Below are 24,229 nucleotides of genomic sequence, written 5' to 3'. Positions count from 1 at the left end.
ACCGTCGGACAGCTCCGGGAGCCCGGAACATGAAGACATGCGTTGCCTCCCAACTCACCCGCCGCACCGCGCTCACGGGCTTATCGGGACTTCCGATCGTGGCTGGAACGATCCTGCCGGCGTCCGCGCAGGCGCCGACGTCGCCTGCCACTCCTCTGGCCTCCTGGAATGAATCGGCATCGAAGCGGGCCATCATGGACTTCGTCGCTCGCGTCACACACCAGGGCGGAGCCGACTATGTCGCGCCGGCCGAGCGGGTCGCGGTCTTCGACAACGACGGCACCCTTTGGACGGAACACCCGATGTACGTCCAACTCGCCCTCGCGCCCGATCGCGTGAAAGCGTTGGCGCCCCTACACCCTGAGTGGAAGAACAAGCAGCCGTTCCAAGCCGTGCTCGACGGTGACATGGAAGCCCTGGCCGCATCGGGCGAGCGCGGCATGATGGAACTGGTGATGGTCACCCATGCCGGCATGACGAATGCGGAGTTCGCCGGGATCGTCACGCAGTGGCTGGCGACGGCCCGGCACCCGCGCTTCAAGCGACCTTACACCGAGCTGGTCTACCAGCCGATGATCGAGCTGCTCGGCTACCTGCGCGCGCACGGGTTCAAGTCGTTCATCGTCTCGGGCGGCGGCGTGGAGTTCATGCGCCTCTGGACCGAACGCGTCTACGGCGTGCCGCCCGAGCAGGTCGTTGGATCTTCGATCAAGACGCGATTCGAGATGCGCGACGGGCGTCCCGAGCTGTTCCGCTTGGCAGAGATGAACTTCATCGACGACAAGACCGGCAAGCCCGTCGGCATCAACGAGTATATCGGCCGCAGACCTATCGCGGCGTTCGGCAACTCCGACGGCGATCTGGAGATGCTGCAGTGGACGACGTTGAGCGGCGGCGTACGCCTGGGCATGCTCGTCCACCACACGGACGCCGAGCAGGAATACGCGTATGATCGGAACACCGCATTCGGGCGCCTCGACACAGCCTTGGACGCCGCCGCGGCTGATAACTGGTCCGTCATAGACATGAAGAAGGACTGGAAGGTGATCTTCCCGTTCGATCTACACTGAAATCTCAAAGGTACTCGGTCTGATGCTTCGCCGGCAGGCACAGGACCGCCCACTACTCCAGTCGGATCCTGCTCGGCGTTCACAAGTGTGGCAGCGTACCGCGTGACGATAGCCTCTTCTTCACGCTCGGACAGCTTCACGCCAGGAGCGCGCCGGGTGAGCCCAGCGGAGGACCCCTGGCGGCCGAAGGGAGGACATGCTCCGTGAGACGCCTGAAGCTGCTTGGGCAGCGTACGCTGGTTGCGGTCCTCGGCCTGGTGACGGTCTGGCTGATCGTGGTGCTGTTCTACGACGTCGCCGACCGCCGCCTGCCGCTCGTCCTGGCGGTTGCGTCCACGTACGCCGCCGCTGCCTACCTGATCCTGCCGCGCGCGATCAGGCTTGGAGTGCACATCCTCAACCGGAGCCGCGTCCCCTCCTACACGCTGACAGGCGATGGCCTCCCCGGTGATCCCGTGAACTTGGTGCTTATCGGCACCCTTGACGAGTTGCAGCGAGCTTTTGCCCTCGCGGGCTGGACCCAGGCGGATCCGCTCGGCCTCGGCAGTTCGTGGAGGATGGCTTGCGCCTTCGCGCTGAAGCGCCCCTACCCGAGTGCCCCCTTCAGCACGTTGTTTCTGTTCAACCGGGGTCAGGACGTCGGCTTCCAGCGCTCCATCGACAACAGCCCGCGCAAGCGCCACCACGTGCGCTTCTGGGGCCTCTCTGTTGAGCGCGCGGAGGCAACCCTCGACACCGCGGCCTTCTGGCTCGCGTCAGGCCGGCCGGCCTACAGGGAGCGCGCCATGTGGGTCGGTGCCGCCACCAAGGATGTGGGGCTCTCCCTGACGCGCCTCAGTTTCCAGGTCACCCATGCGACCGACGTCGACACCAACGCGGAGCGGGCGTTCGTCGTCCGGGAACTGACGGAGCAGGGCGGAATCGGGCCAGTGCGCTACCACCGGCCCGGTGATCGGCTGACGCTCGGCACGGTGAACCGCTACGTCAACGACGGTCTGGTCGCCATGGCGGACCTGAGCCCTGAGCCCGGCAATCCGCTTGATGCTCGCGACTCGGCCCTGAGCGCCGTCTCCGGAAAATCGGGCCTCGTTTTACCGAGGGCAAGTTTCATCAGTTGAGGAAGCGCGGCATGTCACTCATCCAGGAGCTTCTCGCGACCCCAAGCAACGTATCGAGCACATCCAAGTACACGGCGATGAACGGTGCGATCTATCTCGCGGCCGGAGCGCTACTCATCGTCTGGCCAGGCGCGACGCAGGTGCTTTTCAGGGACCGGGATTTTGTCGGGGATGAGCAGGGGCTCATCCGTGCCATGGGGATGGCGGTTGCCGTCATTGGCTGGCTCTACCTGTTTGGTGGGCGTTCGGGCGCGCAGCAGATCGTTGCCGCGACGGTGGTCAACCGACTGACGTTCGTTCCGGCGGTTCTCCTGGCGCTAGCCGCGTCCGGAGTGTTCCCGCATCTACTGGTGACGTTCGCCATTCTCGACCCTGCGCTCGCACTCGGTGCCTGGGCCATGATGAATCGACGGAGAACATCTCCGTAAGCCGCTCCCCTGAGATAGTCAGCATTCCCGCTGGCTTCGCTCGACCGGCGACACCGGGACGGCCAGTTACTCCCGACCTCATAGGAGCGGCGGCCTCTACGTCCTGTGCCTAGTGCAGGACGCCATGGCTGGCGCGGATCGGCTCCGGCGCGCGCTCACCGATGGATTGCAGCAGGTCAATCTCGATGGCTCGGGTTATGGCACGCATCGGCAGGGCGTGAACGCTTCTGGTGAATGGGTCTTCCAGGTCGAGACCAATCCGGTCGAGCGCCAAGAACAGGAACCCGACCACAGTCGAGCCCAGCGGCGTGATCCAGCCCAGTTCCTGAACCATGGTGAGGGGCAGCAGGAGGCAGAAAGCGCGCACCAGGACGCCTGGTAGGGCCGAGAACTGGATGGCCAGAGGCGTGTTGCGGATCCGCTCAAGGCCGCCCTGGGCGTTGGCGATATCCGACAGAATGCGATCGACCGCAGCAAGAGCGGCGGGATGGACGGCGCGCTCCTCGGCAAGCTGCCGCAGGTTCAGGCCCATCTCGTATAAGATCGCGTTGGGCGCGTTGCGCCGGCCCTGGATGCGGGTCGCGATGTCAGCGGGGAGAAGGCGTTCGACTTCCGCGGTGACATCGACCTCCTGCAAGGCGCCTCGCAGGGCATGAGCGTAGGCCGCCATGGCCCGGGTGAGATCGGGTGCGCCGCCAATCAAGGTGGCCATCTCGCGGCAGAATGAGCGCGCGTTGTTGGTGACCGCACCCCATAGGGTCCGCGCCTCCCACCAGCGCGCATAGGCGGTGTTGTTGCGAACGCTGAGGAATAGCACCAGAGCAGAGCCGATCAGCGAAGTTGGCAAGCTTGGCTGGTCCATCCAGGAGCGATGAGCCACTTGGAAGACGACCACGACGATCACGTCCCAGGCGAGGAGGACGAGGAGCGCCGGGATGCCCTCGCGCAGAAGTTGGAATAGGCCGGTACGCCGATCAGTGATCATCGCCGCGGGCGAGCCTGCCAAGCTGGACAATTCAGCTAGTCAACCTACGGCACAGCGGCAGCGAACGATATGGAGGGTGCAATGCTGCCTCTTCGGATGTCGAGGTACGGCTCTATCAAGCGGAGGTTCGGTGATGCTTCTACCGGAGCGCTTCCTAGCGGTCGAAGTCTGGGTTCATCCGCACTTTCGGTGCTGACGGAGTCGGACTGGGCTTTTGAGCGTTGAGCCGCCCTATGACTGCAGTAGTCGGGACGCTCCCTGTAGAGCCGGCCAGGCAACGGCCCCGAAGCGAAGCAGTCAGTCAACTGCCGCTGGATCCTATGCTTCTCCTTGAAGCCCGCACGGCGTGGAGATGCTCCGCTGCCAGGAACATGCGGCGAGCCCTCAGGGTTGGGAGGACTATTCTGGACCTGCCCGAGACCGTCAGCCCCATGTCCCGCAGATCCAGCGGCGTCATGCGGGGAAAGGCATGGTCTCACCAGAGCTGGTCCTGAGCAGGCTGCGTGTCATCGGCCTGGTGCTAATCCCGCTCTTCGTTGTCCTCGACGGACGTGTTGTTCGCGCCGAAACCCAGCAGAGTGGCGGATCCTGCGTCGACCCGTCTCGCGCCGCTCGGGCCGTCGTCAGCATCACCCGGTACTTCAGCGAGCCTCAGCGCGACGGGCGCGGGGAAGTCGTTGGAGAGCGTGCTACCGCGTGGTTCTACACCTCGCCCAGGCTCTTGGTGACCGCCGCGCATTTCGCGATCGGCTTCCCTGACGAGGGATGGCATGAAGCGGAGTTGCGCCAGTCGGCCCACGAGGGCGAGCCGGAGGTCACGGCGCGGGTTCAGGTACGGGTCACCGTCAAGGGCAGGATTTCGGAAGGGCCGAAGCGCGGGCCGGGATCGACCGGTCTAGCAGACGATGTGGCCATCATGGAACTGCACGATCCCTTTCCGAACGCGACCGTGCTCGACGTCCAACCGACGGCTCCTGCACACGATGACCCCGTCCTGGTTCTCGGCTACCCAGAGGGACAGATGCAGGCCGCACGCGGCATCGTGCGTCAGGCCGCCGAGTCTGCGGGCCGATATACCGGCTTGGCTCTTCTCGAAGTTCAGGGCGCCAACCGCCTCCTTCTCGATCATGGCGCCTCCGGGGCGCCGGTGCTCGATTGCGGGAAAGGCGCGGTCGTCGCGGTGCTCAATGGCCTCCTGACAAGCCCCCCGCTGCTGTTCTTGCCACGGGGACACGCGGCGATCCCGACGCCCTGGGGCAGCCCGACTAACACGGCTGTCCCGGCCTCGACCTTGGTCGCAATCCGGAACCGCATCCCGTAGTGAGTACGCGCTCTGCCCCGTTTCGCTCAACGCGAGGTTCGTACCCGAACAGGATCTTGGCAAGCACAAGCGCATTGATCAGAGCGAGCGTGTAGAAATGGCGGCTCGGGAAATGTTGTATGTCTTGGCCGAGACGTGCGTAGATGGCGGTGCTAATGAGGATCAGTGTGCCTAAACGACCAACAGGCAGGCGACGAAGCCGAGGTACTTTTTCGACATCCCCAATGGCTCGCTGCGCGACGGACTGCCCTCTGGTGCTCACGCCTGTCGCGGCAGGGATGCGTAGGTAGGCACAACAGGGGCGGCGGGGGCGAACGAGGCAGTCATTCTAGGCCTCTCGCGCTGTAAATGTCCTCACGAGCCATTGAGCATCCGGCACGTAATCGCGAACTCGGTTGGTAGGGCACTGTCTCACTGGGCTGCGACCAGGGTCGGCACGGACTTCGGTCCGGACTTCGGTTCCATCGGTGGACCCAGGGCTGACCTTCGCGCATCGAGGGCGTGCCTTGCATGTGCAAGCGCCGTCGAGAACGCCGACAACCGCTCTGCGCCTACAGCCGCCCCCTGCCGGCCGAGCACGGATGACGCGATTGCCTGGGCCTCGTGTGCAAGAGCGTCCAATGCAAGTCGCTCGGCGCCTGGCGCCTCATCGGCGATCTCGACGAGCCTCTTGATCGGCCGCCAATCCTCGTCCGATCTCCGTCGGTTCCAGTAGCCCGAAACCAGGGCGAATAAGGATCCAGCGAAGCTGATGCCGAAGCCGAGGACGTAGAAGTATTGCTGAAACTGATCCAGGAAACTTTGGTCACCACCGCTGAGGTAAGCCGCCACGCCTGGATGAACCGGGAGAATGGGGCTCTTGTCATCGGGATCGGGGGCCTCGATCTGGTTGGCCAGCGGCGTCGCGGCCATCAGCTTGCCCTTCGTGGTCAGGATCGAGCGAGCAATGGCAGCTGCCACGACGTTGGTCATCAGCTCCGAAGCGGTCAAGCGATAGGTGACGGCGAGTGTCGTGACTGCGTCGCCGGGCGTGGCAGGCCGGGCTCGAAACGCGCCGACGGGGACGTCGATGGACTCGAACCCGGGAAAGCGCTTGCCAATGGTCTCCGCCTCATCGAGCGCCAGGATGCCGGGAGTGCCCTTCGTTGCGCGCGCGATGGCGGCCACGACATCGACCACCTCGCCTGGCGCCATCGGACCGACTGCGAGCACCGCTGCGACCTTCCTCTGCTGGACGGCCTGCCCGAGTTCCGCCAGGGGCAGGAAGGTCCGGCCTACATCCTTCGCGGGGATGTCGAAAAAGCTCAGGAGTGTGTCGAGCACCTGAGCATTGTTGGCTTGCAATTGGCCGGCCGCGATGCCGACGGTCTTGCCGGCCAAGGCCGCCACGGAGCTGATCTTGCTGTGGGGCGGCAGGACCAAGGCCACCACGTCCCGGCGCAGGATCACGACGGTCTGCGCGTTGGCCGGCGCTGCCACATCGCTGCGCACGAATGCCAGATCTGTCCTTCCGTCTTCCAAAGCCTTGGCGCTCGCGGCGAGATCCGGAACCTGCACGAGCTCCAGGTGAACGCGGGGATGCTGGACTGCCGAGACGGAGACGAAAGCTGCCATGAACCGCTGAGCAGCACCGCCCTGTGGGCCGGTGGTCACGCGCAGGTTGGCATGCGGTGACCAAAAGTGAGCCAGCGCGAACCCGGCGGCGGTGAGGAGCAGAACGCCTACGACGATGAGTAGTCGGCCCCATCGTCTGCGGGGCGGCAGGTGGACGACAGGTCGCTCCTGGCCTGTTCTAACCGGATCGGGATCGACGGTGGTCGCGTCAGACATAATCGCGGCTCTCCCGTGCTCTTCGCGCACTCAAGCCAAGCGCTCCGGATCACGCGCGGGCAATCACCAGTCAGGCTCAGGATTAGCAGTATTCGCGTCCGCCGTCGTGTCTTATGAGCTTTCGTTGAACGCGTTAGCGCCGTCGATCCCTCTTCCGGATCTGCGCCCTTTTGCGTGAGTGGGCGAATGCTCCATTCCGGCCCGGGATCGATTCCGTTAAACGAATGTCTGCAATGGAGAAGCGACCGAGGCTCCTGGAGCGACCGGGATGGGCGCAAAGCCGAATGGCCGGTTTTGCGCCCACCGGCGATTCGGCATGGCGCAGTCTGGCCGAAAGCGGCCTGTCCGCTTCTCGGCTTGGATCGTGAGCAAGCAGACGTGTGGTGCGCCACGCCGGGTAAGAAGTTCGTCGGCAAAGCTCCAGCCCGTCGACGACCTAGGAGGCGAGGTTGTGGATCCACAACTCGGTTGCCCGCCATTAAACCCGTATACAACATTCAACTGCATCGTGAGGGAACGATCGTCCGCTAAGGCTCCCCTCCATGCTCACCGTCGTCGGTTGCCTTGTCGAGGCGCATGACTTTCGCCTCGTCGCGCTAGCGGCCGGCATCTGTGCCCTCTCGGCCCTGACGACGGTCTGCATCGTCAGCCACGCGAGCCGGGCTGTCGGATGGGCGCAGGCGGGCTGGCTCACCGTCGCGGCGATCGCCGGCGGCTCCGGCATTTGGGCAACACATTTCATCGCAATGCTCGCCTTCGCGCCCGGCGTCCCGAGCGGTTACGACATCGCGCTCACCGGCCTGTCGCTCGCCATAGCTGTCGCCCTGGTCGGGTCCGGCCTTTCCTTCGCCGTCCTGGTCGGCGGACGGGCCGCGGCCTGGGCTGGCGGCATTATCCTCGGGCTCGGCATCGCTGCGATGCACTACACCGGCATGGCCGCCTACGACGTGGCCGGCCACAAGGCGTGGGACCTCGCGACCGTCGCCGTCTCGCTCGTGATCGGCAGCGTCCTGGGAGGCGCCGCGCTGGCGGCGCAGGTCGGCGCCCGGGGCCTGATCCGCCAGTTGCCTGCTGCGCTCCTGCTGCTGCTCGCCATTTGCAGCCACCACTTCACCGCCATGGGTGCGGTCACCGTCACGCCCGACCCGACGCTTGCCGTCTCGGACACCGCGGTCCCGAACGCCTGGCTCGCTGTCGCCGTGGCGCTCGCCAGCTTCGCCATCCTGCTCCTCGCCGGCGCGGCGCTCGCGCTCGACGTCCGCGACCGCCGGCATTCCAAGGTGGAGGCCGACCGCTTGCACAGTCTCGCCAACGCCGCCGTCGAGGGTCTTGTCGTCTGCACCGGCGACACGGTCGTCAATGCCAACAAGAGCTTCGCCAAGCTCGTCGGCTTGCCGCAAGGCATGCTGGCGGGAACGACCCTCTCCACCTATCTGCCGGGCGACGCAGCCCGATTGGCGTTGGCCAGCCAGCCCGAGCGTCCGGTCGAGGCGGAACTCCGCCAATCCGACGGCTCGCGGGTGCCGGTCGAAGTCATCATGCAGCCGGTCGACCATGCCGGCCGGCCGCACTACGCCGTCGCGGTGCGCGACCTGCGGGCCCGCCGCCAGGCCGAGAGCCAGATCCAGTTCCTCGCCCATCACGACGCGCTCACCGGGCTCGCCAACCGTGCCAGCTTCGGCAAGCGCCTCGAACAAGAGATGCGGGCGGCACAAGGCGGCGACCGCAAGCTCGCGGTGCTCTGCCTCGACCTCGACCGCTTCAAGGAGGTCAACGACTTGTTTGGACACGCCGCGGGCGACGCGATGCTGGAGAGCGTCGCCCGCATCGTCTCGGCTGAACTCGACGATTCTCAGATGATGGCCCGGCTCGGCGGCGACGAGTTCGCGGTGCTGGTGCCCTGCGAGCACGCCTCCGCTGCCGGGCGGATCGCCGAGCGCATCCTGGAGGCGCTGCGCTCCGGAAAGAGTGATACCGGCGGACCGCAGATCGCAACCAGCATCGGCATCGCCCTCTACCCCGACGACGCCGACGAGCGGGCGGCGCACCTGAGCTACGCCGACACGGCGCTCTACCGTGCGAAGTCCGAGGGACGCGGCACCTACCGCTTCTTTGAGGCCAAGATGGGGGTCGAAGTGCGCGAGCGCCGCCTCCTCGAACACGAACTGCGCCACGCCGTGGCGCGCGGCGAGATGCAGCTCGTCTACCAGCCGCAGACCCAGGTCGGCAGCGGCGCGGTCATCGGCTTCGAGGCGTTGTTGCGCTGGAAGCACCCGGAGCGCGGCTACGTCTCGCCCGCCGTGTTTATCCCCATTGCCGAGGAGAGCGACGCCATTCTGCAGATCGGAGAGTGGGTGCTCCGCGAGGCGTGCCGCGAGGCGGCGAGCTGGCCCCAGCCCCTATCCATCGCGGTCAACGTCTCGGCGGTGCAGATCCACAGCCCGCACTTCGTCGGCCTCGTGCACGAGGTGCTGCTCAGGACCGGGCTTGCGCCGCACCGGCTGGAGGTGGAGGTGACCGAGACGGCGCTGATCAGCGATCCAGCCCGGGCGCTCCTGACGCTGCGGCAGTTGAAGTCGCTCGGCCTGCGCATCGCCATGGATGACTTCGGCACCGGCTACTCGTCCCTGTCGAACCTGCGCTCCTTCCCGTTCGATAAGATCAAGATCGACGGCTCGTTCGTGCGGTCGGTCGACAGCAACGAGCAGACCGCGGCCATCGTGCGTTCGGTGCTCGGCCTCGGACGCGGCCTTGGGCTCCCCGTCCTGGCCGAAGGCGTTGAGACGGATGCCGAGCTCGGCTTTCTCATCGCCGAGCAGTGCCACGAAGCACAGGGTTATCTCATGGGACGGCCGTCGCCCATCGGGCAGTTCACCCAGCACACGCATGGCACGATCCCGCTCATCGCCGATGGTCGAAAACGCGCCTGAGGCCTTGGTGAGAGGCTGTCATCAACCCCAGTGGCCTAAAAGGCTGGATACCGGAAGCGGATTAGGCGGGAGGCGGGCATGAGGGAGCGGAAGACACCGATCCCACCATGTGCCCTGCCGCCTCTCCGTGCCGCCGCACTGACCGCCGCCTTGGTCCTCGGCTGCGGCCTCGCCCCGGTCGCTCTCGCCCTGGCGCCTCGCCCCGGCGAGCCGGTCGCAGTGCTGACTCTCTTTCCCGACGCTCCGGTTCCCAGAGCCGTAGCCGCCTCCAGGGCGCCAATCCTGTGGCTCTCATCCGGCGGGCACGTCGCGGTGCTCGACGCCGCCGGGCGCGATACCGCCGCCGATCTGCGCCGGGCCGGCGCCCTCCTCGTTCTCGCCGCCGGCCCCATCGGGGCCTGCCTGCCGGGCTTCCGGCTCCCATTGACCCTCACCGGAACGACGCAGCCGTGACTAACAGCAGCCTCGAACGCCTCCGCCTCTCCTTCATGCCGGTCATGGTCGGCACCCTCGGCGTCCTCGCGACCATCGTGACGATACTTGCCTGGTTGCGGGACGTCTTGCCGGTGCCGGTGACGGTCCTCGCGGTCATCCTCCCCGGCGCGACCCTCGCCGTCGCCCGCCGGCACGGCGCGGTGGCCTTCACGCGCCACCTCTCGTCGGCCACCCTGATGATGCTCGTCGGCCTGCTGGTGCTGGTCTCCTCCGGCACGCACCTGCAGATCGACGCACACATGGTCTTCTTCGCCGCCCTCGCGATCGTCGCGGGTTGGTGCTGCTGGTCCTCCATCCTGGTGGCCGCAGGTGTCGTGGCCGTCCACCACTTAGCCCTCAATGTCCTCTACCCGGCCGCCGTATTCCCGAACGGCGCCGAGTACCTGCGCGTTGTCCTGCACGCCCTGGTGCTCGTCACCGAGGCCGGTGCCCTGGTGCTGGCTGCCCGCCAACTCGCCAACGCACTCACCTCCGCTGAGGCGGCGACCCGGCAGGCCGCCGAAAGCGAGATGGCGCAGCGCCACGCCGAGGCCGCGGCCAGCCAGGACCGCAGCCTGGAGGCCCACCGTCAACGCAAGCTCGGCGAGGTCGTCGCCGAGTTCCGCGATGCTCTCGTCGAGATAGAGCACAAGGTCGAGCGCGAGACGAGTGGCATGCGCGAGACCGCCTTGGCACTCAGCGAGGTCGCGATACAGTCAAGCGAGCAGGCCGCGGCCTCTGAGACCACGGCGTCGGCGACTGCGCAGAACGTGCTGTCCGTCTCTGCGGGCGCCGAGGAACTCAGCGCCTCCATCTCCGACATCGCCGGCCAGACCGAGCGGGCGCGCGAGCTGATCGCGCATATGACCGAGATTGCGCGGTCGACGAGCGGCGAGGTCGAGCAGCTCGCAGTCGTGGCCGACCGCATCGGCGCCGTCATGGGCCTGATCAAGTCGGTGGCAGACCAGACCAACCTCCTGGCCTTGAACGCCACCATCGAGGCGGCTCGGGCCGGTGCGGCCGGCCGCGGCTTCGCGGTTGTCGCCTCCGAGGTGAAGGCGCTGTCGGGCCAGACCATGAGGGCGGCCGACGAGATCGTGTCCCAGGTCGAGGCAATCCAGGCCTCGACGCGGCGGACGGTCGGTTCCGTGCAGGCGATGGCCTCGGCCACTCAGGAAGTCAACGCGCTGACCACCTCCATCGCGGTCTCGGTGGACCAGCAGCGGGCGGCGACGCAGGAGATCTCTCGGACGGTAGCGCAGGTCGCCCAAGGAAGCACCGAGGCGCACGCGGGCGCCGTTTCGGTCTCGCGGGCCACGCGGGAGACGCAGCACCACGCCAACAGCGCGCTTTCCGCGTCCGAGTCCCTCAAGGTGGTCGCAGCCGACCTCGCGCGGTCGGTGACGACGTTCGTGCAGCGGGTCACCACCGACTTGGATGAGCGCCGCGGGACAGTGCGCGTCGGCGTCGACGAGGCGGGATTCGTGAGCGTGCGGGGGCGGCGATTCCCGGTGCGCGTCGTGGAGGTCTCGTCGCTTGGCGCCCGCATCTCCGAAGCGCCTCAACTCGCACCAGGCGAGGCGGTCGAGTTCGAGATGGGCGATCGAGGTCAGACAGTAGCCGAAGTCGCCTGGAGCGAGGACGGAAGGGCGGGGTTGAACGTCCGGGCAGGGCTTCGCCATCCCGCCCTGCGCGACGGGAACTGCTTAGCGGCATGATCGTCACCAGTTCCCACTGAACCGTAGTCTGCACGTTTGAATTTGGTTAGCCGGGAACTTCGCCGCTCGGCGACTGAGATGGGCGCAAAATCGAACGTCCGGTTCTGAGCGCGCTGACGATCCGGCGTGACGTAGCCTGGCCCATTGCGGCCCGTCCGCTTCCGGCGTTCAAGCCGGAGAAGCGGACTTGCGTTGCGGCTCAGGTAGTCGTCTCAAAATGCACCCTTCCGGACTTCCGACCCATCAGTTCGGAAGCCCGCTCCGGAAGAAGCGGGCCTGGTGACCTAGGAGCCATCCAGCCCCTCTGCTTAGAGCTCGCCGGCACCGTGCTCGGTGATTGCGCGTTTTCTTACCGCTGGGAGGGGCCATGCAATGAGATTGCCCAAGAAGCTAGCCCGTGTGCTCTCCGACGAGATCCAGGGCGAGTACCACCTCACCTTCGAGGCCGAAGATGGAGAAGTCTTCCGCGTCCGTGCGAACGGGCAGCAGATCGCAGATCTGATCCAAGAGTTGGACGACCTCCTCGGCGATGACGCCGAAGAAGAGGACGAAGTGACCGAGCACAAGGAGATGGGTGACGAGTAGCACCTAGGCTGGCAAACTTCGGGATGCGTGTGGTGTTTGACACCGCGTCTATGGCTGGCTCAATGCATGGGCCGCCGGCCATAACGGCCCGAGACCACTTCGTCGGCCGGAGTGCGAGCATGAACGAGGCGCACGAGAGCAACTTCCGCGTCCTTGCTGCAGGGACGGCGATTGAGCGCGAGATTGGCCACCAGCTCGGTCTAGAGCCGTCTCGATCGCTGACTGCCGCCCAACAAGTGGCGATGCAGGCGAGCGCCGAGGCCGCCGTTGAAGCGTGGCAACTTGCCAAGCGCGCCCAGCCAGATCTCGAACCGCGCTCGGAACTTGAGCGGCGGTGCGCTGAGTTCATGGCGCTCTGCGACGTCGAGACCGGGAGCTTGGCGTACTAGACGGTCCCGCTTCAATGCGCCGGACTTGCGTCGCGCTACATTCCTCGCCTCGCGCTGCCGGGGCCGCTGAGCCGATCCGGGCGGGCGTTCCGTTTGGCCGTCCTTACCAACGGATGATGCGGCTCAGCTTGCTGAGCCGCAACGCAAGCGGCGTGAGGCGGCGTCCTGCGCGACCCGACCTACACGGGCCAGACCTATGCGCAGCGCACGCAGTACCGTGCCCTATCAGATTGTAAGCCGCGCGATCGCAACCGAGTGGCAGCTTCGGGCCTGTCGCTACAGCTCGCGGTGAGGGACCGGACCGAAGGCGATTAGGCCAAGCTCGTGAGCTTAAGTATTCAGGCGCATGCGGCACAGTCATAGACAGTTCATTTTACGGCTTATCAAGACACCGGCGCGAATCTGGTTTAGAATGTACCTGTCTTCGCTCGAGAGGGCGTGAGTTCGGTGCGGCGGTCCGTCAATGGGCGCGCAGGAGTGGGCTCTCACTAGAATGGGAGAGCTGGCCGCCTCGCTCTGCCAGGTCGCGTGGGTGACGTCGCAGGGGCGACGGTCATCCGCGGATATGACCGAGACGAGGATTACGGCGCGGTGGATGCTCGCCGCATCAAGGGTCAGCATCAAGGGTCATAGGAGACGCGCGATGCCGAGCACAGTAATTGCTCAAGGGCTCGAAGGCGTGCCGGATCTGGCAGCTCTCGTCGGCATGCTCGGCCTCATCGCGTGCTTCGTTGGCTTAGTCTCGATCCTCTGGAGCGTGAATCATCCCTCAAGATAGGAGGCCCGTGATGCCGATCGCGTTAAGCGTCCGAGAGCTCGTAGGCGTGTCCGACTGGATCGTGTTAGTCCTTATACTCCTCTTTATTGGAGTCGATCGGGTTCGCGGCGGGCACGGCCACAGTCATACGGCGCATCACACAAGCCTCAATTCCGATTGAGGCGCCCAAGGGAATAGCTCGACACGGCCAGCCGTCTGGGCTTTTCCGGGCCGTCCCTGGCGGTCGGACCGGATGAGCTTCATCGGCCAGACCTACCTCGACGGCGAGCGGATCGCGATGAACGCGACGCGCCACATGTTCAAAATGGGCAACCGACCGGCCGTCAACGGGAGCGTACTCGACTCGGGTGTGGTCTAACCCGGTGGTGGCGTGACCGGAGGCGGCGATCCAAAGTGCGATTCGGACGCCGATCGGCATATGTAAATGCCTGACCTGGAAGAGAGTGGGTGAGCCCCTTTTCGAGGCTGATTACATTTCAGGTGACGAGGGAGGGCACATGGGCACGCACCCTGGTCGAACGGCCGACGAGTGGGCCGGCATTATCAGCGAGGCGTATGCGGCCAGAACGCGACCGCCCCTGACGCGCCAGCTCGTGGAGGAGGTTCGTCAGGTGATCGCCGAGGCCCTGCGGGAGGCGGAGGCGGCGAACAGTCCGGACGCCGAGTGGTGCGAGCGCGTCAACCTCTTTCTGGATCGCAGTGAGATGTCCCTTCATGCAGCCGTGGGGCCTCGGCTTGCCGCGATCGATGAAGCTGCGGGACTGGCCGTGATGATGCACCGCTCGGAAGCCGGACGGCCGTTGCGCGCTTTCGGCGGGCAGTAGTCGAAGTGCCACGCGGTGCACCCGCACCGACCAATGGAGTTTCACAGGCAGCAACACGGGAGCGACGGGTAGCAAGACCATGAGTTCCGTGAGCGAGGTGTCCGAGGCTGCCGGTTCCGGCCCGGCGTTGCCGGCCGCCAATGCGGATTGGCCGACGATCCGCGACTGGCGCAAGGAAACCCGAGACAGGTTGATCGCGCAGCGTTTCGCCATCTCCGCTGAGGATCGGTCCGCCTGGAGCGAGCGGATCAGCCGGGCACTGGAATCGGCTCTTGAGCCGTATGCCGGCAGACTGATCGGGTTCTACTGGCCGTTCCGGGGCGAGTACGATCCGAGAGGGGTTCTCACCGCGATGCGAGAGCGCGGCTCGCACCTTGCTCTGCCGGTGATCGTCGAACGCGGGCAGCCGCTCGTCTTCCGCGCGTGGTCTCCCGGCAGCCTGATGGTGCAGGGCACTTGGAAGATCCCGATGCCCGAGTCGGGGGATGCGGTCGTCCCAGACCTACTTGTGGTGCCGCTGGTCGGGTTTGATCGGCAGGGCTACCGGCTCGGCTATGGCGGTGGCTTCTATGATCGGACGATTGCCGCGATGCCCGAGACGCCACGCACCATCGGTGTCGGCTTCGAACTCGGGCGCCTGGAAACGATCTACCCGCAGCCACACGACATTCCGCTGGAGCGGATCATCACGGAGTGAACCGCCCCGGGTTTGTCGCAGGCTGATTGGCTTGGGTCAGGCGGCCAAGGCTTGCACCTCGGCCTGAGCATAGTAGTGCGCTTCCGCCTCGGCGGGAGGCACATTGCCGATGGGTTCAAGCAGCCTGCAGTGATTTAACCCATCGACCCATTCGAGCGTGGCGTACTCGACCGCCTCGTATGAGCGCCACGGTCCGCGCCGATAGATCACCTCGGCCTTGAACAGGCCGATGATCGTCTCGGCGAGATCATTGTCGTAGGAATCGCCGACGCTGCCGACAGAGGGCTCAATGCCCGCCTYGGCGAGGCGCTCGGTGTAGCGAGTGCTCACGTATTGCGACCCGCGGTCGGAATGGCAGACGAGGCCGCTGCCGGCGAAGGGGCGGCGCTCGTGCGGGGCCTCCTCCAGAGCATCGAGCACGAAGTCAGGCCGGGCCGAGCGCGATACACGCCAGCCGACAATCCGGCGGGCGAAGACGTCGATCACGAAGGCCGCGTAGACGAAGCCACTCCAGGTCGCGACGTATGTAAAATCCGCCACCCACAGTCTGTTCGGGTACGCGGCCTTGAACTGCCGGTTGACCCGGTCGCGCGGGCAGGCCGCCGGATCTGGAACGGTGGTGCGTATCTTACGCCCGCGCACCACCCCGGCCAAGCCCATCGTCCGCATCAGCCGCGCGACCGTACACCGGGCGACGACGATCCTCTCGCGGGCGAGTTGCCGAGATGGGAAATCCAGAGAGGGCACGTGAGGTCGTGGATAATAACCGGCTGAAAAATGGCGTGGCGCAAAAGGGAGAACGGCAGGGGCGAAACAAAAGTTTCCGGGAGAATCGCAAAGCTTCAGCAGGCAAGTGTGCGACCGAGAGCGGCCTGCGGCGCCGAGTAAGAATTCACGAGACGGGAGCGAATTATAGTAGTATAAATTAGCGATCGCGCACGAAAGCTTGACGGCGGTCGCGAGTTCCGTCCTGACCAAGTAACGTCGCGATTTGAGTCGTCCATTTGGAGGGCCGTGCGATGGAAGCACTTCATAGTGGGTCTCCAGATCAAGCAGTCGCACGCCCACATGTGCGCTCGCTCAGTCTCCGAGACCTCAAGGATGTCCTGGTGAAGGGAGTCGAGGATTTTGCTGCGATGCCGACGCACGCTCTGTTCCTCATCGCCATCTACCCCGTCGCAGGAATTATCATCGCGGCGGTGGCCTTCGAGAACGACCTTATCCCAATCCTTTTTCCGCTGGCGTCGGGCTTCGCCCTACTCGGTCCGTTCGCGGCAATCGGGCTTTATGAGATGAGCCGCCGGCGGGAACAGGGCCTCGACCTGCCCTGGGTCCACGCCTACGCGCCACTCACCGGCCAATCGGCTTGGGCGATTATGATTGTCGGCTTCGTCCTAATGCTGCTCTTCGTCTGTTGGCTGATTGCCGCGATGGGACTGTATTGGACCCTCTACGGTGATGCGCGCCAAGTTTCAGTCCTCGACTTCCTGCAAGAGGTGCTCACGACGCCGAGAGGCTGGGCGCTCATCGTGGTCGGGAACCTTGTGGGTGCCGCCTTCTCACTGATCGCACTGGCGGTCAGTGCCGTGTCCTTCCCGCTGATCATCGACCGCGGCGCGGGTGCCGCAGAGGCGATCGATACCTCCGTCACCCTCGTCCGGGAAAACCCACGGACGATGGCCGTTTGGGGCCTCATAGTCGCGGGTCTGCTGGTCCTAGGAATGCTGCCGCTCTTCGTCGGGCTCGCGCTGGTTCTGCCAATCCTTGGTCACGCGACGTGGCACCTCTATCGGCGAGCCGTTCTGCCCTAAGCTTGACTTTGGCCATTCATGCGGCGTGGCAGAGGGCATAGGCCCAGGGCGCGGGCAAGCGGAAGCGGGGTTTTGTTCGGGCGCGTCGGCGCGGTGATGTTGCCAAAGTCCGCTCGCGCCAGATCGCATAGCGCACGGCGGCCAGAGCATCGGCGAAAGTCGGGCGCGGTTTGGGGTACCACGCGGCGGCCGCGATCCGTTGCCGTTGGCGGACTGGGAGCCGTGCAGCCAGCAGCGTGACGATCGAGAACAGGGCGAGCAGGCAGGGCGTGGTGCGGGCGATGGCCTTGTCCGACCACTGCCGCTGCGTCTCCATCCCGAGGTGAGCACGCGCCTCTTGGAAGGTGACCTCGACACTCCAGCGCTGCACGAACCAGGACACGATTTGCACCGGCTCGCGGTCGAGATCTGTGCAGAGCAGAGCCTGCGGTGCGAAGCGGCTCTCGGGATCGCGCACCAGCACCCAGCGGATCGGCACGACCGGCAGACCGCCGTGCCGCCACACTGCGGTCCCGGAGGCGATCTCAAGGGTGCGCTCGCCCGCCCCTTACCAGCCGGGCACCACGACCGCGTGCCAGCGCGTGTCCTTGGTCGCGAGGGTCGCGGCGAGCGTCGGCAGCCGAGCGCCCTTGGTCCGCGGGCGCCCGATCGTGCCCGGCGGCCGTGGCGGGGCCGGCTTGTAGAGCGCAGCATCCAGCCGTAGGCGGGTGATGGCCGTGATGCCACCGCGGCGCATGGCGTCGAGGAACAGCAGTGCGGACAAACCGCTGTCGCCGACTAGGACAAGGTCGCGTCCGCGCAGCCAGCGGCGGACCTGAAAGGTGAGTTGGCGTCCGACGTCGAGCAACGGCTTGTGCCGACGGCCCCGTTCGCGACAGGCGCGCTCGGACGGCACCAGCGCGGTCAGGAACGGCAACGCCCAGACGCGCCCCGCCCAGGGGATCGGGGCGAGCAACATCAGGCTCATCCAGCGCAGCCCGCTCGCCTTGACGAAGTGGCTGTCGGAGGAACGAACCGGATCACGGTAGATGCCTTTCGCCGCGATCCGCTTGCCGCGACGGCGCTCGATCGTGTCGTCCAGTCCCAGGACCACGGGGCCGCGTTGCGCGAACGTGTCGACGAGGAGTCCGAGCAGGACGCGGCTGCCGCTGCGCGGGCACCATGCCGCGCGGTTGAGGATGCGGTGGACGTTCACAAACCGCCGCTCCTGCGCGCGGCCGATGATGCGCAGGACACTTGTCACCGTGCGCTGCCCCGGCTGTAAAGGGCGGACCAATTCCAGGCCGCCGTGGCGGAGCAAAACCAGGCCACTGGCAACGTGCAGCCTGAACGAAGAAGGGGCCTGGTCGGGCCCCTTCTTCGTTCGTCGCCGATCGTAAGGGTCAGGCCGGCGGGATCTCGCCCGTCTCGGGATCGTGAGGATCGGCGCTAGCCTGGTTTTGCTCCGCCCCATCGACCCGGTCGCGCCGGCGGCGGGAAGTTTTGAGGCGGTAGCTGTCGCCGTTCAGACTCAGGATGCTGACGTGGTGGGTCAGCCGGTCGAGCAGCGCGCCGGTCAGCCGCTCCGAGCCCAGAACTGACGTCCAGTCCTCAAACGGGAGGTTCGAGGTCACCACGGTCGAGCCACGCTCGTAGCGCTGCGAGAAGACCTCAAACAGCAACTCCGCTCCCGTCGACGACAGCGGCACGTAGCCGAGTTCGTCGACGATCAGGAGCTTCACCGCGGCCAGCTCACGCTGAAGCCGGAGCAAGCGACGCTCGTCGCGCGCCTCCAGGAGCTGGTTGACCAGCGAGGCCGCGGTGGTGAACGTGACCGGGAAGCCCTTCTGGCAAGCCGCCAAGCCGAGAGCCAAGGCGATGTGGGTCTTGCCGGTGCCCGAGTTGCCAAGTGCGATCACGTTCTCCCGGCCGAGGATGTAGCCACAGCGGGCCAGCTCCAGCACGAGCATCTTGTTCAGGCTCGGGATCGCGGCGAAGTCGAAAGTGTCGAGGCTCTTGACCGCCGGGAAGCGCGCCGCCCGGATCCGGCGCTCGACCATGCGCCGCTCACGGTCGATCAGCTCCAGCTCGACCAGCCGCAACAGGTAGTGCGGGTGGTCGAGGCCGCCCTGGGCGCACTCCCGGGCAACCTTGTCGTACTCGCGCAGTACCGTGGGTAGCTTGAGCTGCTCGAGTCGGGCCAGCGCGATCAGCTTGACCGCATCGAAGCCGATCGCCCCGAGCCGGATCGCCTCCGTGACGGCTGCGGCCACCACGGCCTGGGGCATCGCCTCCATCAGGCGCAGCACCTGGATGAACTCGCGCTTGCCCCGGTTGCCCATGCGCGCCTCCAGCAGGTGGCGCAGGTGCTGGAATGCCTCGGGCAGATCCCAGCCCTGGAGGGCCGCCGCTTGGTCGAGGGCGTTCGGCTTGGTCTCGATCAGCGCGAGGTAGTGCAGCGGATCGGACACGAACACGCCGGTGCCGTAGCTGCGTTCGTGCCGGGCGATCTCGATCCCGCCGCACAGGATCACGACCTCGTCGACGAAGCCCTTCACCAGGACGTCCCGGAAGCCGTAGGCGGTGGGCACCGAGTAGTCGTTGCCGTGGTAGCGCACCAGCGCGGTCGAGGAGACACGACCAGCCCGCTTCTCGCACGGCTCCAGCGGCACCGCCGGCAGGGCGCGCAGGACCGCACGGTCGGCCACGAGCCGCGTACCGATGAGCTCGGCATACCGACCGGCACACTCATCCTGCCGGACTCGGCAGCGTCGCTCCAGATCAGCGTTCAGCGCCTCGAACGAAGCTGCCTCCGGAGCCGGGGTCATGAAGTTGGAGCGAGCGAACTTGACCAGCCCTTCGACCTTGCCCTTGTCGTTGCCCCTGCCCGGACGGCCGAAGCGGTCGCGGAACAGGTAGTGGCTCACCAACTCGGTGAAGGCGCGCGTGCGCTCGCGCTGCCCGTCACCGCAGATCTTGGCGACCGCGATCTTCGTGTTGTCGTACAGGATCGACAACGGCACGCCCGTGAAGAAGGCGAAGGCGGCGACGTGCCCGTCGAGGAACGCCTCGGTGGTCTCCCGCGGATACGCCTTCACGAAGCAGGCGTCGGAGTGCGGCAGGTCCATGCAGAAGAAATGGATCTTGCGACGCACGCCGCCGATCGTGGCCACCGCCTCGCCGAAGTCGACCTGCGCATGGCCTGGCGGATGGGCGAGCGGCACGAAGGTCTCTCGCCCCTGCGACCGGCAGATCCGCACGTGGTCCTTCACCACCGTGTAGCCGCCGGCATAGCCGTGCTCGTCGCACAGACGCTCGAAGATCCGTTTGGCCGTGTGCCGCTGCTTGACTGGTGCCGTTCGGTCCGCCTCCAGGATTGCCGTGATCACCGGCAGAAGAGGCCCAAGCTTCGGCTTCTCGACCGGCTTCGAGCGCGTATAGCCCGGCGGCAGAGAGAACCGGCACATCTTGGCGATTGTCTCTCGGCTCAGCCCAAATACGCGAGCCGCCTCACGCCGAGAGTTGCCCTCGGTAAACACGAACTGCCGAACGGCCGCGTAGACTTCCACGGCGAACATCCCCGGCTCCTCTCGAAAGAGAAGCTTCTCCACTGCCCGGCTTTTACACCGCCCGCATCAGCACGACGCCGACGCTCCAGTGGATGGTTTTGTCACCGCCCTACACAGCCCTCTGGGCCGCTCTCTACGTCCACGTCCTCAACGGCTTTTACATCAACGCCTTCGCCAACCGGCTCCTTCGGCGGGTCCGGCGGATTTCGCGGCACACGCTCAACCAGGGAGCCGAAACATGACCGAGCAGACCTTCCTTCGTCAGGACCTCAGTGCCTCGGTCGAGAGGATCGAGTTCCCGGACGACCCGGTCCCGTCCGTGGTCGAAACGCCCCGCCGCAGGTCGGTGGAGGCCCTGGTCGCGGCGGTGTGCAAGCGCGTCGCGCCCGTCTGGCCGCTCAGGCACTTCGTGGCGGTGAACCCGTTCCTAGGCCTCACCGACGAAACCTTCACCGACGCCGCCGCCCGGCTCAAGCGGACCACGGGCGCGCAGATGCTGATGCCGCGCAGCTTCTATCGGGAGGCCCTGCGGCAGGGCCGCATCGCGAGGGCGGATCTCGCGGAAGCGCTCTCGCGGAGGACCGGCGGCCGCGTTTCGAGGCTCGCCATCACGGACCTCGAACACGCCCTCGCCCTCGACCCCGCCGAATCCCGGGCGGCAACCACCGTGGCGGAGGTCGCCGCCGCATGCGGGTGCGTCCCGTCCGGCTTCGTCGCCGACGAGATCGGCAAATGGTGCGCGGCGTACTGGGACGAGGGACAGAGTGCATGGCGCATGCCCTGGCGGGACCGCAGGCCCTACTCGGCGTGGCGCCTCGCGGCGGCGCATGACCGGACTCCGGATGTGATGGGCCTCGCGGGCTTCCGGCGACGCGTCGCGGATCTGCCGGAGGACCCTCACGCGACGGTGGCGACCGTTCTGGAGCGACTCGGGGTTCCGGAGGCCGCTCGTGAGATCTACTTGCATTGCGCCCTGGGAACGATCGGGGGCTGGGCGGCCTATGCCCGCTACCAGGGCTGGCAGCGCGAACTCTCGGGCGAGACGGACGACTCGCTCGTCCAGTTGCTGGCGATCCGCCTGGCCTGGGAGGGAGCCCTGTTCGGGTCGATCACCGAACCGGGTTTCAGGCCCGCATGGCGGAAAGCGGTCGGGCGGATGTCCACCCTCGAGACAACGGCTTCACCGGCCGATCGGACCATCGACAGCATCCTTCAGGATGCCTACGAGGGCGGCTTCCAGCGGCAGATTCGGGACCGCCTGACGGCCACGGCGCAGGCTGGGCCGGGCAAGCCGGAACAACGTCCGGCGGTCCAGGCCGCCTTCTGCATCGATGTCCGCTCGGAGGTGTTCCGTCGCGCCTTCGAGACGGCCTCGCCCCGGGTCGAGACGCTGGGTTTCGCCGGCTTCTTCGGCTTTCCCATCGAGTACGTGCCGATCGGCCAGCATCGCGGAGGCGCGCAGTGCCCCGTGCTGCTCAAGCCGAAATTCATTGTCTGCGAGACCGTGCAGGACGCCTCCGACGCCGAGCGTCGCAGGGTGCTCGACCGGCGGGTTGTGCTGCGCCGCGTCCACAAGGCGTGGAAGGCGTTCAAGACGGCGGCCGTCTCGTCGTTCTCCTATGTCGAGACGGCCGGCCTGTTGAGCGGTGCCAAGCTCGTGAGCGACACGCTCGGACTCACCCGGACGGTCGCCCATCCGGCCGAGGTCGGGTTGAGCGACGACATCCGGCGGCGGGTCGGCCCGGACCTGTCTCCATCCGAACTCGCCGGACGGCGGACCGGCTTCACGTCCGGCGAGGGGGTCGCCATGGCCGAGGCCGTGCTGCGCGCCATGTCGCTGCAGGAAGGCTTCGCGCGCCTCGTCCTGCTGGTCGGCCACGGCAGCAGCACTGTGAACAACCCGCATGGCAGCGGCCTCGATTGCGGGGCGTGCGGCGGCCACACCGGTGAAGCGAACGCGCGCGTCGCGGCCTCCATCCTGAACGACCGCGCGGTGCGGGCGGGCCTTGCGGACAGGGGCATCGTCATCCCCGAGGACACGTGGTTCGTCGCCGGCCTTCACGACACCACGACCGACGATGTGAGCCTGTTCGAACTCGACCGTGCCCCCTCCTCCCACGCCGCCGAGATCGAAGACCTGAGGGGCTGGCTCGCCGCCGCCGCCGCCCTGGCCCGGGCGGAGCGCGCGACCCTGCTCGGCATCGCACCCGCCGACCGGAACAGGCTCGCCGCCGCCTTCAACCAGCGCAGCCGAGATTGGTCCCAGGTCCGGCCGGAATGGGGACTCGCCGGCAACGCCGCCTTCATTGCCGCGCCGCGCCACCGCACCCGCGACCTCGATCTCCAGGGCCGCGCCTTCCTGCACAGCTACGATTGGCAACAGGACACGTCCTTCGGCGTGCTGGAGTTGATCATGACCGCGCCGCTCGTCGTCGCCAGCTGGATCAACCTGCAATACTACGGTTCGACCGTCGACAATCGCGCCTTCGGCTCCGGCAACAAGGTCCTGCACAACGTCGTCGGGACCTTCGGCGTCCTCGAAGGCAACGGTAGCGATCTTCGCATGGGCCTTCCCTGGCAATCCGTCCATGACGGAACCAAGCTCGTGCACGAGCCCGTCCGGCTGAGCGCCTACATCGAAGCGCCCAAGGTCGAGATTGAGCGCGTCCTGCGGACCCACGAGGGCGTGCGCCAGCTCGTGGAGAACGGCTGGCTCCATCTGCTCCAGATCGAGGCGGACGGCACGGCCCACCGTTACGGCGGTGCCGGCGCGTGGCAGCCGGGTTGAAGGCGTCGGCCGGGCAAGGGCGCCCGGCCGGATCGTCCCGCCTTGACGAGCCTTGAAAGGCCATCCGTCAGCGCCGTCGCTCCCGGATCAGCCTGCCCTGAAATGCGACCTGAGGGAGAGGAGGCCCATGGATCAAGCGGAACGGGATCCCAATGGCTTGCGTCGCGGCGTCCTGAACGTGCGCATCTTGGTCGACGAAGCAGCGTGCTGGTTCGACGCGACCAATCCGAGGGACGCCTGCATCCTCGTCGAAAGGTTCCTGCGGCATCTGGGGCGGAATGAGCGTCGCCCCGAAATCCATGTCGAAGGGCAGGATCTGCACATGCGATCCCGGGTACTGCAATACATCGATGGAGTGCTTCGCGAGATATGTTTTTGAGAATCTCTATAGACATGACGAGTTTACGTTCTCGACAATATTTTGAGAAACCGATCCGGGAGGGGGAATAGGATGCGATTGATGGTGGAAGCCGTCGAGAGGCGCCGCGACCAGGCTCGCCTCGGCGGCGGCGAGAAACGCGTCGAGGCTCAGCACAAGCGCGGGAAGCTCACGGCGCGCGAGCGCATCGAACTCCTGCTCGACCATGGGTCGTTCGAAGAGTTCGACATGTTCGTGCAGCACCGCTCCACCGATTTCGGCATGGAGAAGCAGAAGATCCCGGGCGACGGCGTCGTCACCGGCTGGGGTACGATCAACGGCCGCACGGTCTTCCTGTTCTCCAAGGACTTCACGGTGTTCGGCGGCTCCCTGTCGGAGGCGCATGCGCAGAAGATCGTGAAGGTCCAGGACATGGCGCTGAAGATGCGCGCGCCGATCATCGGCATCTTCGATGCCGGCGGCGCGCGCATCCAGGAGGGCGTCGCCGCCCTCGGCGGTTACGGCGAAGTCTTCCGCCGGAACGTGATGGCGTCGGGCGTCATCCCGCAGATCTCGG

Annotated in this window: 21 protein-coding genes and 2 pseudogenes; 16 read left to right on the top strand and 7 right to left on the bottom strand. The window is 66.3% G+C overall.

Annotation, left to right across the window (positions count from 1 at the left end; genetic code table 11):
* The first annotated feature begins 29 nt into the window (after positions 1-29).
* The 3 genes from ACXJKQ_RS23450 (at position 30) to ACXJKQ_RS23440 (ending at position 2,616) form a co-directional block, all read left to right on the top strand.
* Positions 30-1,070, top strand: a complete 1,041-nt coding sequence (locus ACXJKQ_RS23450; RefSeq protein WP_457108099.1) for an HAD family hydrolase — start codon at positions 30-32, stop codon at positions 1,068-1,070.
* 203 nt (positions 1,071-1,273) lie between these two features.
* On the top strand, positions 1,274-2,188 hold the full coding sequence (locus ACXJKQ_RS23445) for an LssY C-terminal domain-containing protein (RefSeq protein ID WP_457108098.1): 915 nt from the start codon (positions 1,274-1,276) through the stop codon (positions 2,186-2,188).
* Positions 2,189-2,199: 11 nt separating this feature from the next.
* Positions 2,200-2,616 (top strand): hypothetical protein, encoded by a 417-nt coding sequence (locus tag ACXJKQ_RS23440; protein ID WP_457108097.1) that lies wholly within the window; start codon positions 2,200-2,202, stop codon positions 2,614-2,616.
* Positions 2,617-2,725: 109 nt separating this feature from the next.
* Here the strand turns inward: ACXJKQ_RS23440 and ACXJKQ_RS23435 are convergent, their stop codons facing one another.
* Positions 2,726-3,622 (bottom strand): bestrophin family protein, encoded by an 897-nt coding sequence (locus ACXJKQ_RS23435; protein ID WP_457108096.1) that lies wholly within the window; start codon positions 3,620-3,622, stop codon positions 2,726-2,728.
* A 448-nt stretch (positions 3,623-4,070) separates the two neighbouring features.
* Here ACXJKQ_RS23435 and ACXJKQ_RS23430 point away from each other — a divergent pair, with 448 nt between their 5' ends.
* Positions 4,071-4,922, top strand: a complete 852-nt coding sequence (locus ACXJKQ_RS23430) for a trypsin-like peptidase domain-containing protein (RefSeq protein WP_457108095.1) — start codon at positions 4,071-4,073, stop codon at positions 4,920-4,922.
* A gap of 411 nt (positions 4,923-5,333) precedes the next feature.
* Here the strand turns inward: ACXJKQ_RS23430 and ACXJKQ_RS23425 are convergent, their stop codons facing one another.
* Positions 5,334-6,752, bottom strand: coding sequence for a TAXI family TRAP transporter solute-binding subunit (locus tag ACXJKQ_RS23425; protein ID WP_457108094.1), 1,419 nt, complete (start codon positions 6,750-6,752; stop codon positions 5,334-5,336).
* Positions 6,753-7,294: 542 nt separating this feature from the next.
* Here ACXJKQ_RS23425 and ACXJKQ_RS23420 point away from each other — a divergent pair.
* The 8 genes from ACXJKQ_RS23420 to ACXJKQ_RS23385 all read left to right on the top strand — a co-directional run bounded on the left by ACXJKQ_RS23420 (position 7,295) and on the right by ACXJKQ_RS23385 (position 15,147).
* Positions 7,295-9,682, top strand: coding sequence for an EAL domain-containing protein (locus tag ACXJKQ_RS23420; protein ID WP_457108093.1), 2,388 nt, complete (start codon positions 7,295-7,297; stop codon positions 9,680-9,682).
* 78 nt (positions 9,683-9,760) lie between these two features.
* A complete protein-coding gene (locus ACXJKQ_RS23415) occupies positions 9,761-10,135 on the top strand; it encodes a hypothetical protein (RefSeq protein ID WP_457108092.1) in 375 nt (124 codons plus the stop codon).
* A complete protein-coding gene (locus ACXJKQ_RS23410; RefSeq protein WP_457108091.1) occupies positions 10,132-11,874 on the top strand; it encodes a methyl-accepting chemotaxis protein in 1,743 nt (580 codons plus the stop codon). The genes ACXJKQ_RS23415 and ACXJKQ_RS23410 overlap by 4 nt, the downstream gene beginning before the upstream one ends.
* A gap of 372 nt (positions 11,875-12,246) precedes the next feature.
* Complete coding sequence (locus ACXJKQ_RS23405; protein ID WP_457108090.1) at positions 12,247-12,459, top strand: hypothetical protein; 213 nt, start codon at positions 12,247-12,249, stop codon at positions 12,457-12,459.
* A gap of 119 nt (positions 12,460-12,578) precedes the next feature.
* Positions 12,579-12,848: a hypothetical protein gene (locus ACXJKQ_RS23400; RefSeq protein ID WP_457108089.1), complete on the top strand. Its 270-nt coding sequence runs from the start codon at positions 12,579-12,581 to the stop codon at positions 12,846-12,848.
* A gap of 1,010 nt (positions 12,849-13,858) precedes the next feature.
* On the top strand, positions 13,859-13,984 hold the full coding sequence (locus tag ACXJKQ_RS23395) for a hypothetical protein (RefSeq protein ID WP_457108088.1): 126 nt from the start codon (positions 13,859-13,861) through the stop codon (positions 13,982-13,984).
* Between the two features lie 139 nt (positions 13,985-14,123).
* A complete protein-coding gene (locus ACXJKQ_RS23390) occupies positions 14,124-14,450 on the top strand; it encodes a hypothetical protein (RefSeq protein ID WP_457108087.1) in 327 nt (108 codons plus the stop codon).
* Positions 14,451-14,529: 79 nt separating this feature from the next.
* Positions 14,530-15,147: a 5-formyltetrahydrofolate cyclo-ligase gene (locus tag ACXJKQ_RS23385; protein ID WP_457108086.1), complete on the top strand. Its 618-nt coding sequence runs from the start codon at positions 14,530-14,532 to the stop codon at positions 15,145-15,147.
* Positions 15,148-15,183: 36 nt separating this feature from the next.
* On the opposite strand, the pseudogene ACXJKQ_RS23380 reads toward ACXJKQ_RS23385, so the two are convergent.
* A pseudogene (locus ACXJKQ_RS23380) lies at positions 15,184-15,870 on the bottom strand (IS3 family transposase); the annotation flags it as partial.
* A 296-nt stretch (positions 15,871-16,166) separates the two neighbouring features.
* Between ACXJKQ_RS23380 and ACXJKQ_RS23375 the strand changes: the two are divergent.
* Positions 16,167-16,958 carry a DUF2189 domain-containing protein gene (locus ACXJKQ_RS23375; RefSeq protein ID WP_457108085.1) on the top strand — a complete coding sequence of 264 codons (792 nt, stop codon included), beginning with the start codon at positions 16,167-16,169 and terminating at the stop codon, positions 16,956-16,958.
* Positions 16,959-16,974: 16 nt separating this feature from the next.
* Here ACXJKQ_RS23375 and ACXJKQ_RS23370 read toward each other — a convergent pair whose 3' ends face one another.
* The 4 genes and pseudogenes from ACXJKQ_RS23370 to istA form a co-directional block, all read right to left on the bottom strand.
* Positions 16,975-17,421, bottom strand: coding sequence for a hypothetical protein (locus tag ACXJKQ_RS23370; RefSeq protein WP_457108084.1), 447 nt, complete (start codon positions 17,419-17,421; stop codon positions 16,975-16,977).
* A gap of 84 nt (positions 17,422-17,505) precedes the next feature.
* Complete coding sequence (locus tag ACXJKQ_RS23365; RefSeq protein ID WP_457108083.1) at positions 17,506-18,258, bottom strand: transposase; 753 nt, start codon at positions 18,256-18,258, stop codon at positions 17,506-17,508.
* 82 nt (positions 18,259-18,340) lie between these two features.
* Entirely contained in the window at positions 18,341-19,141 is an 801-nt protein-coding gene (istB, locus tag ACXJKQ_RS23360) for an IS21-like element helper ATPase IstB (RefSeq protein ID WP_457108107.1), read from the bottom strand.
* Positions 19,124-20,515 (bottom strand): annotated as a pseudogene (gene istA, locus ACXJKQ_RS23355) (IS21 family transposase); the annotation flags it as partial. The pseudogene istA and the gene istB, both read right to left, overlap by 18 nt.
* A gap of 229 nt (positions 20,516-20,744) precedes the next feature.
* Between istA and ACXJKQ_RS23350 the strand changes: the two are divergent.
* The 3 genes from ACXJKQ_RS23350 to ACXJKQ_RS23340 all read left to right on the top strand — a co-directional run.
* Entirely contained in the window at positions 20,745-23,294 is a 2,550-nt protein-coding gene (locus ACXJKQ_RS23350; protein ID WP_457108082.1) for a YbcC family protein, read from the top strand.
* A 127-nt stretch (positions 23,295-23,421) separates the two neighbouring features.
* Positions 23,422-23,673, top strand: coding sequence for a hypothetical protein (locus ACXJKQ_RS23345; protein WP_457108081.1), 252 nt, complete (start codon positions 23,422-23,424; stop codon positions 23,671-23,673).
* A gap of 81 nt (positions 23,674-23,754) precedes the next feature.
* The coding region (locus ACXJKQ_RS23340; protein ID WP_457108080.1) for a carboxyl transferase domain-containing protein at positions 23,755-24,229 on the top strand (475 nt) is incomplete at its 3' end.

It is taken from the genome of Methylobacterium sp. P5_C11, from assembly GCF_054049775.1.
This window is presented reverse-complemented; position numbering and strand designations above follow the sequence as displayed.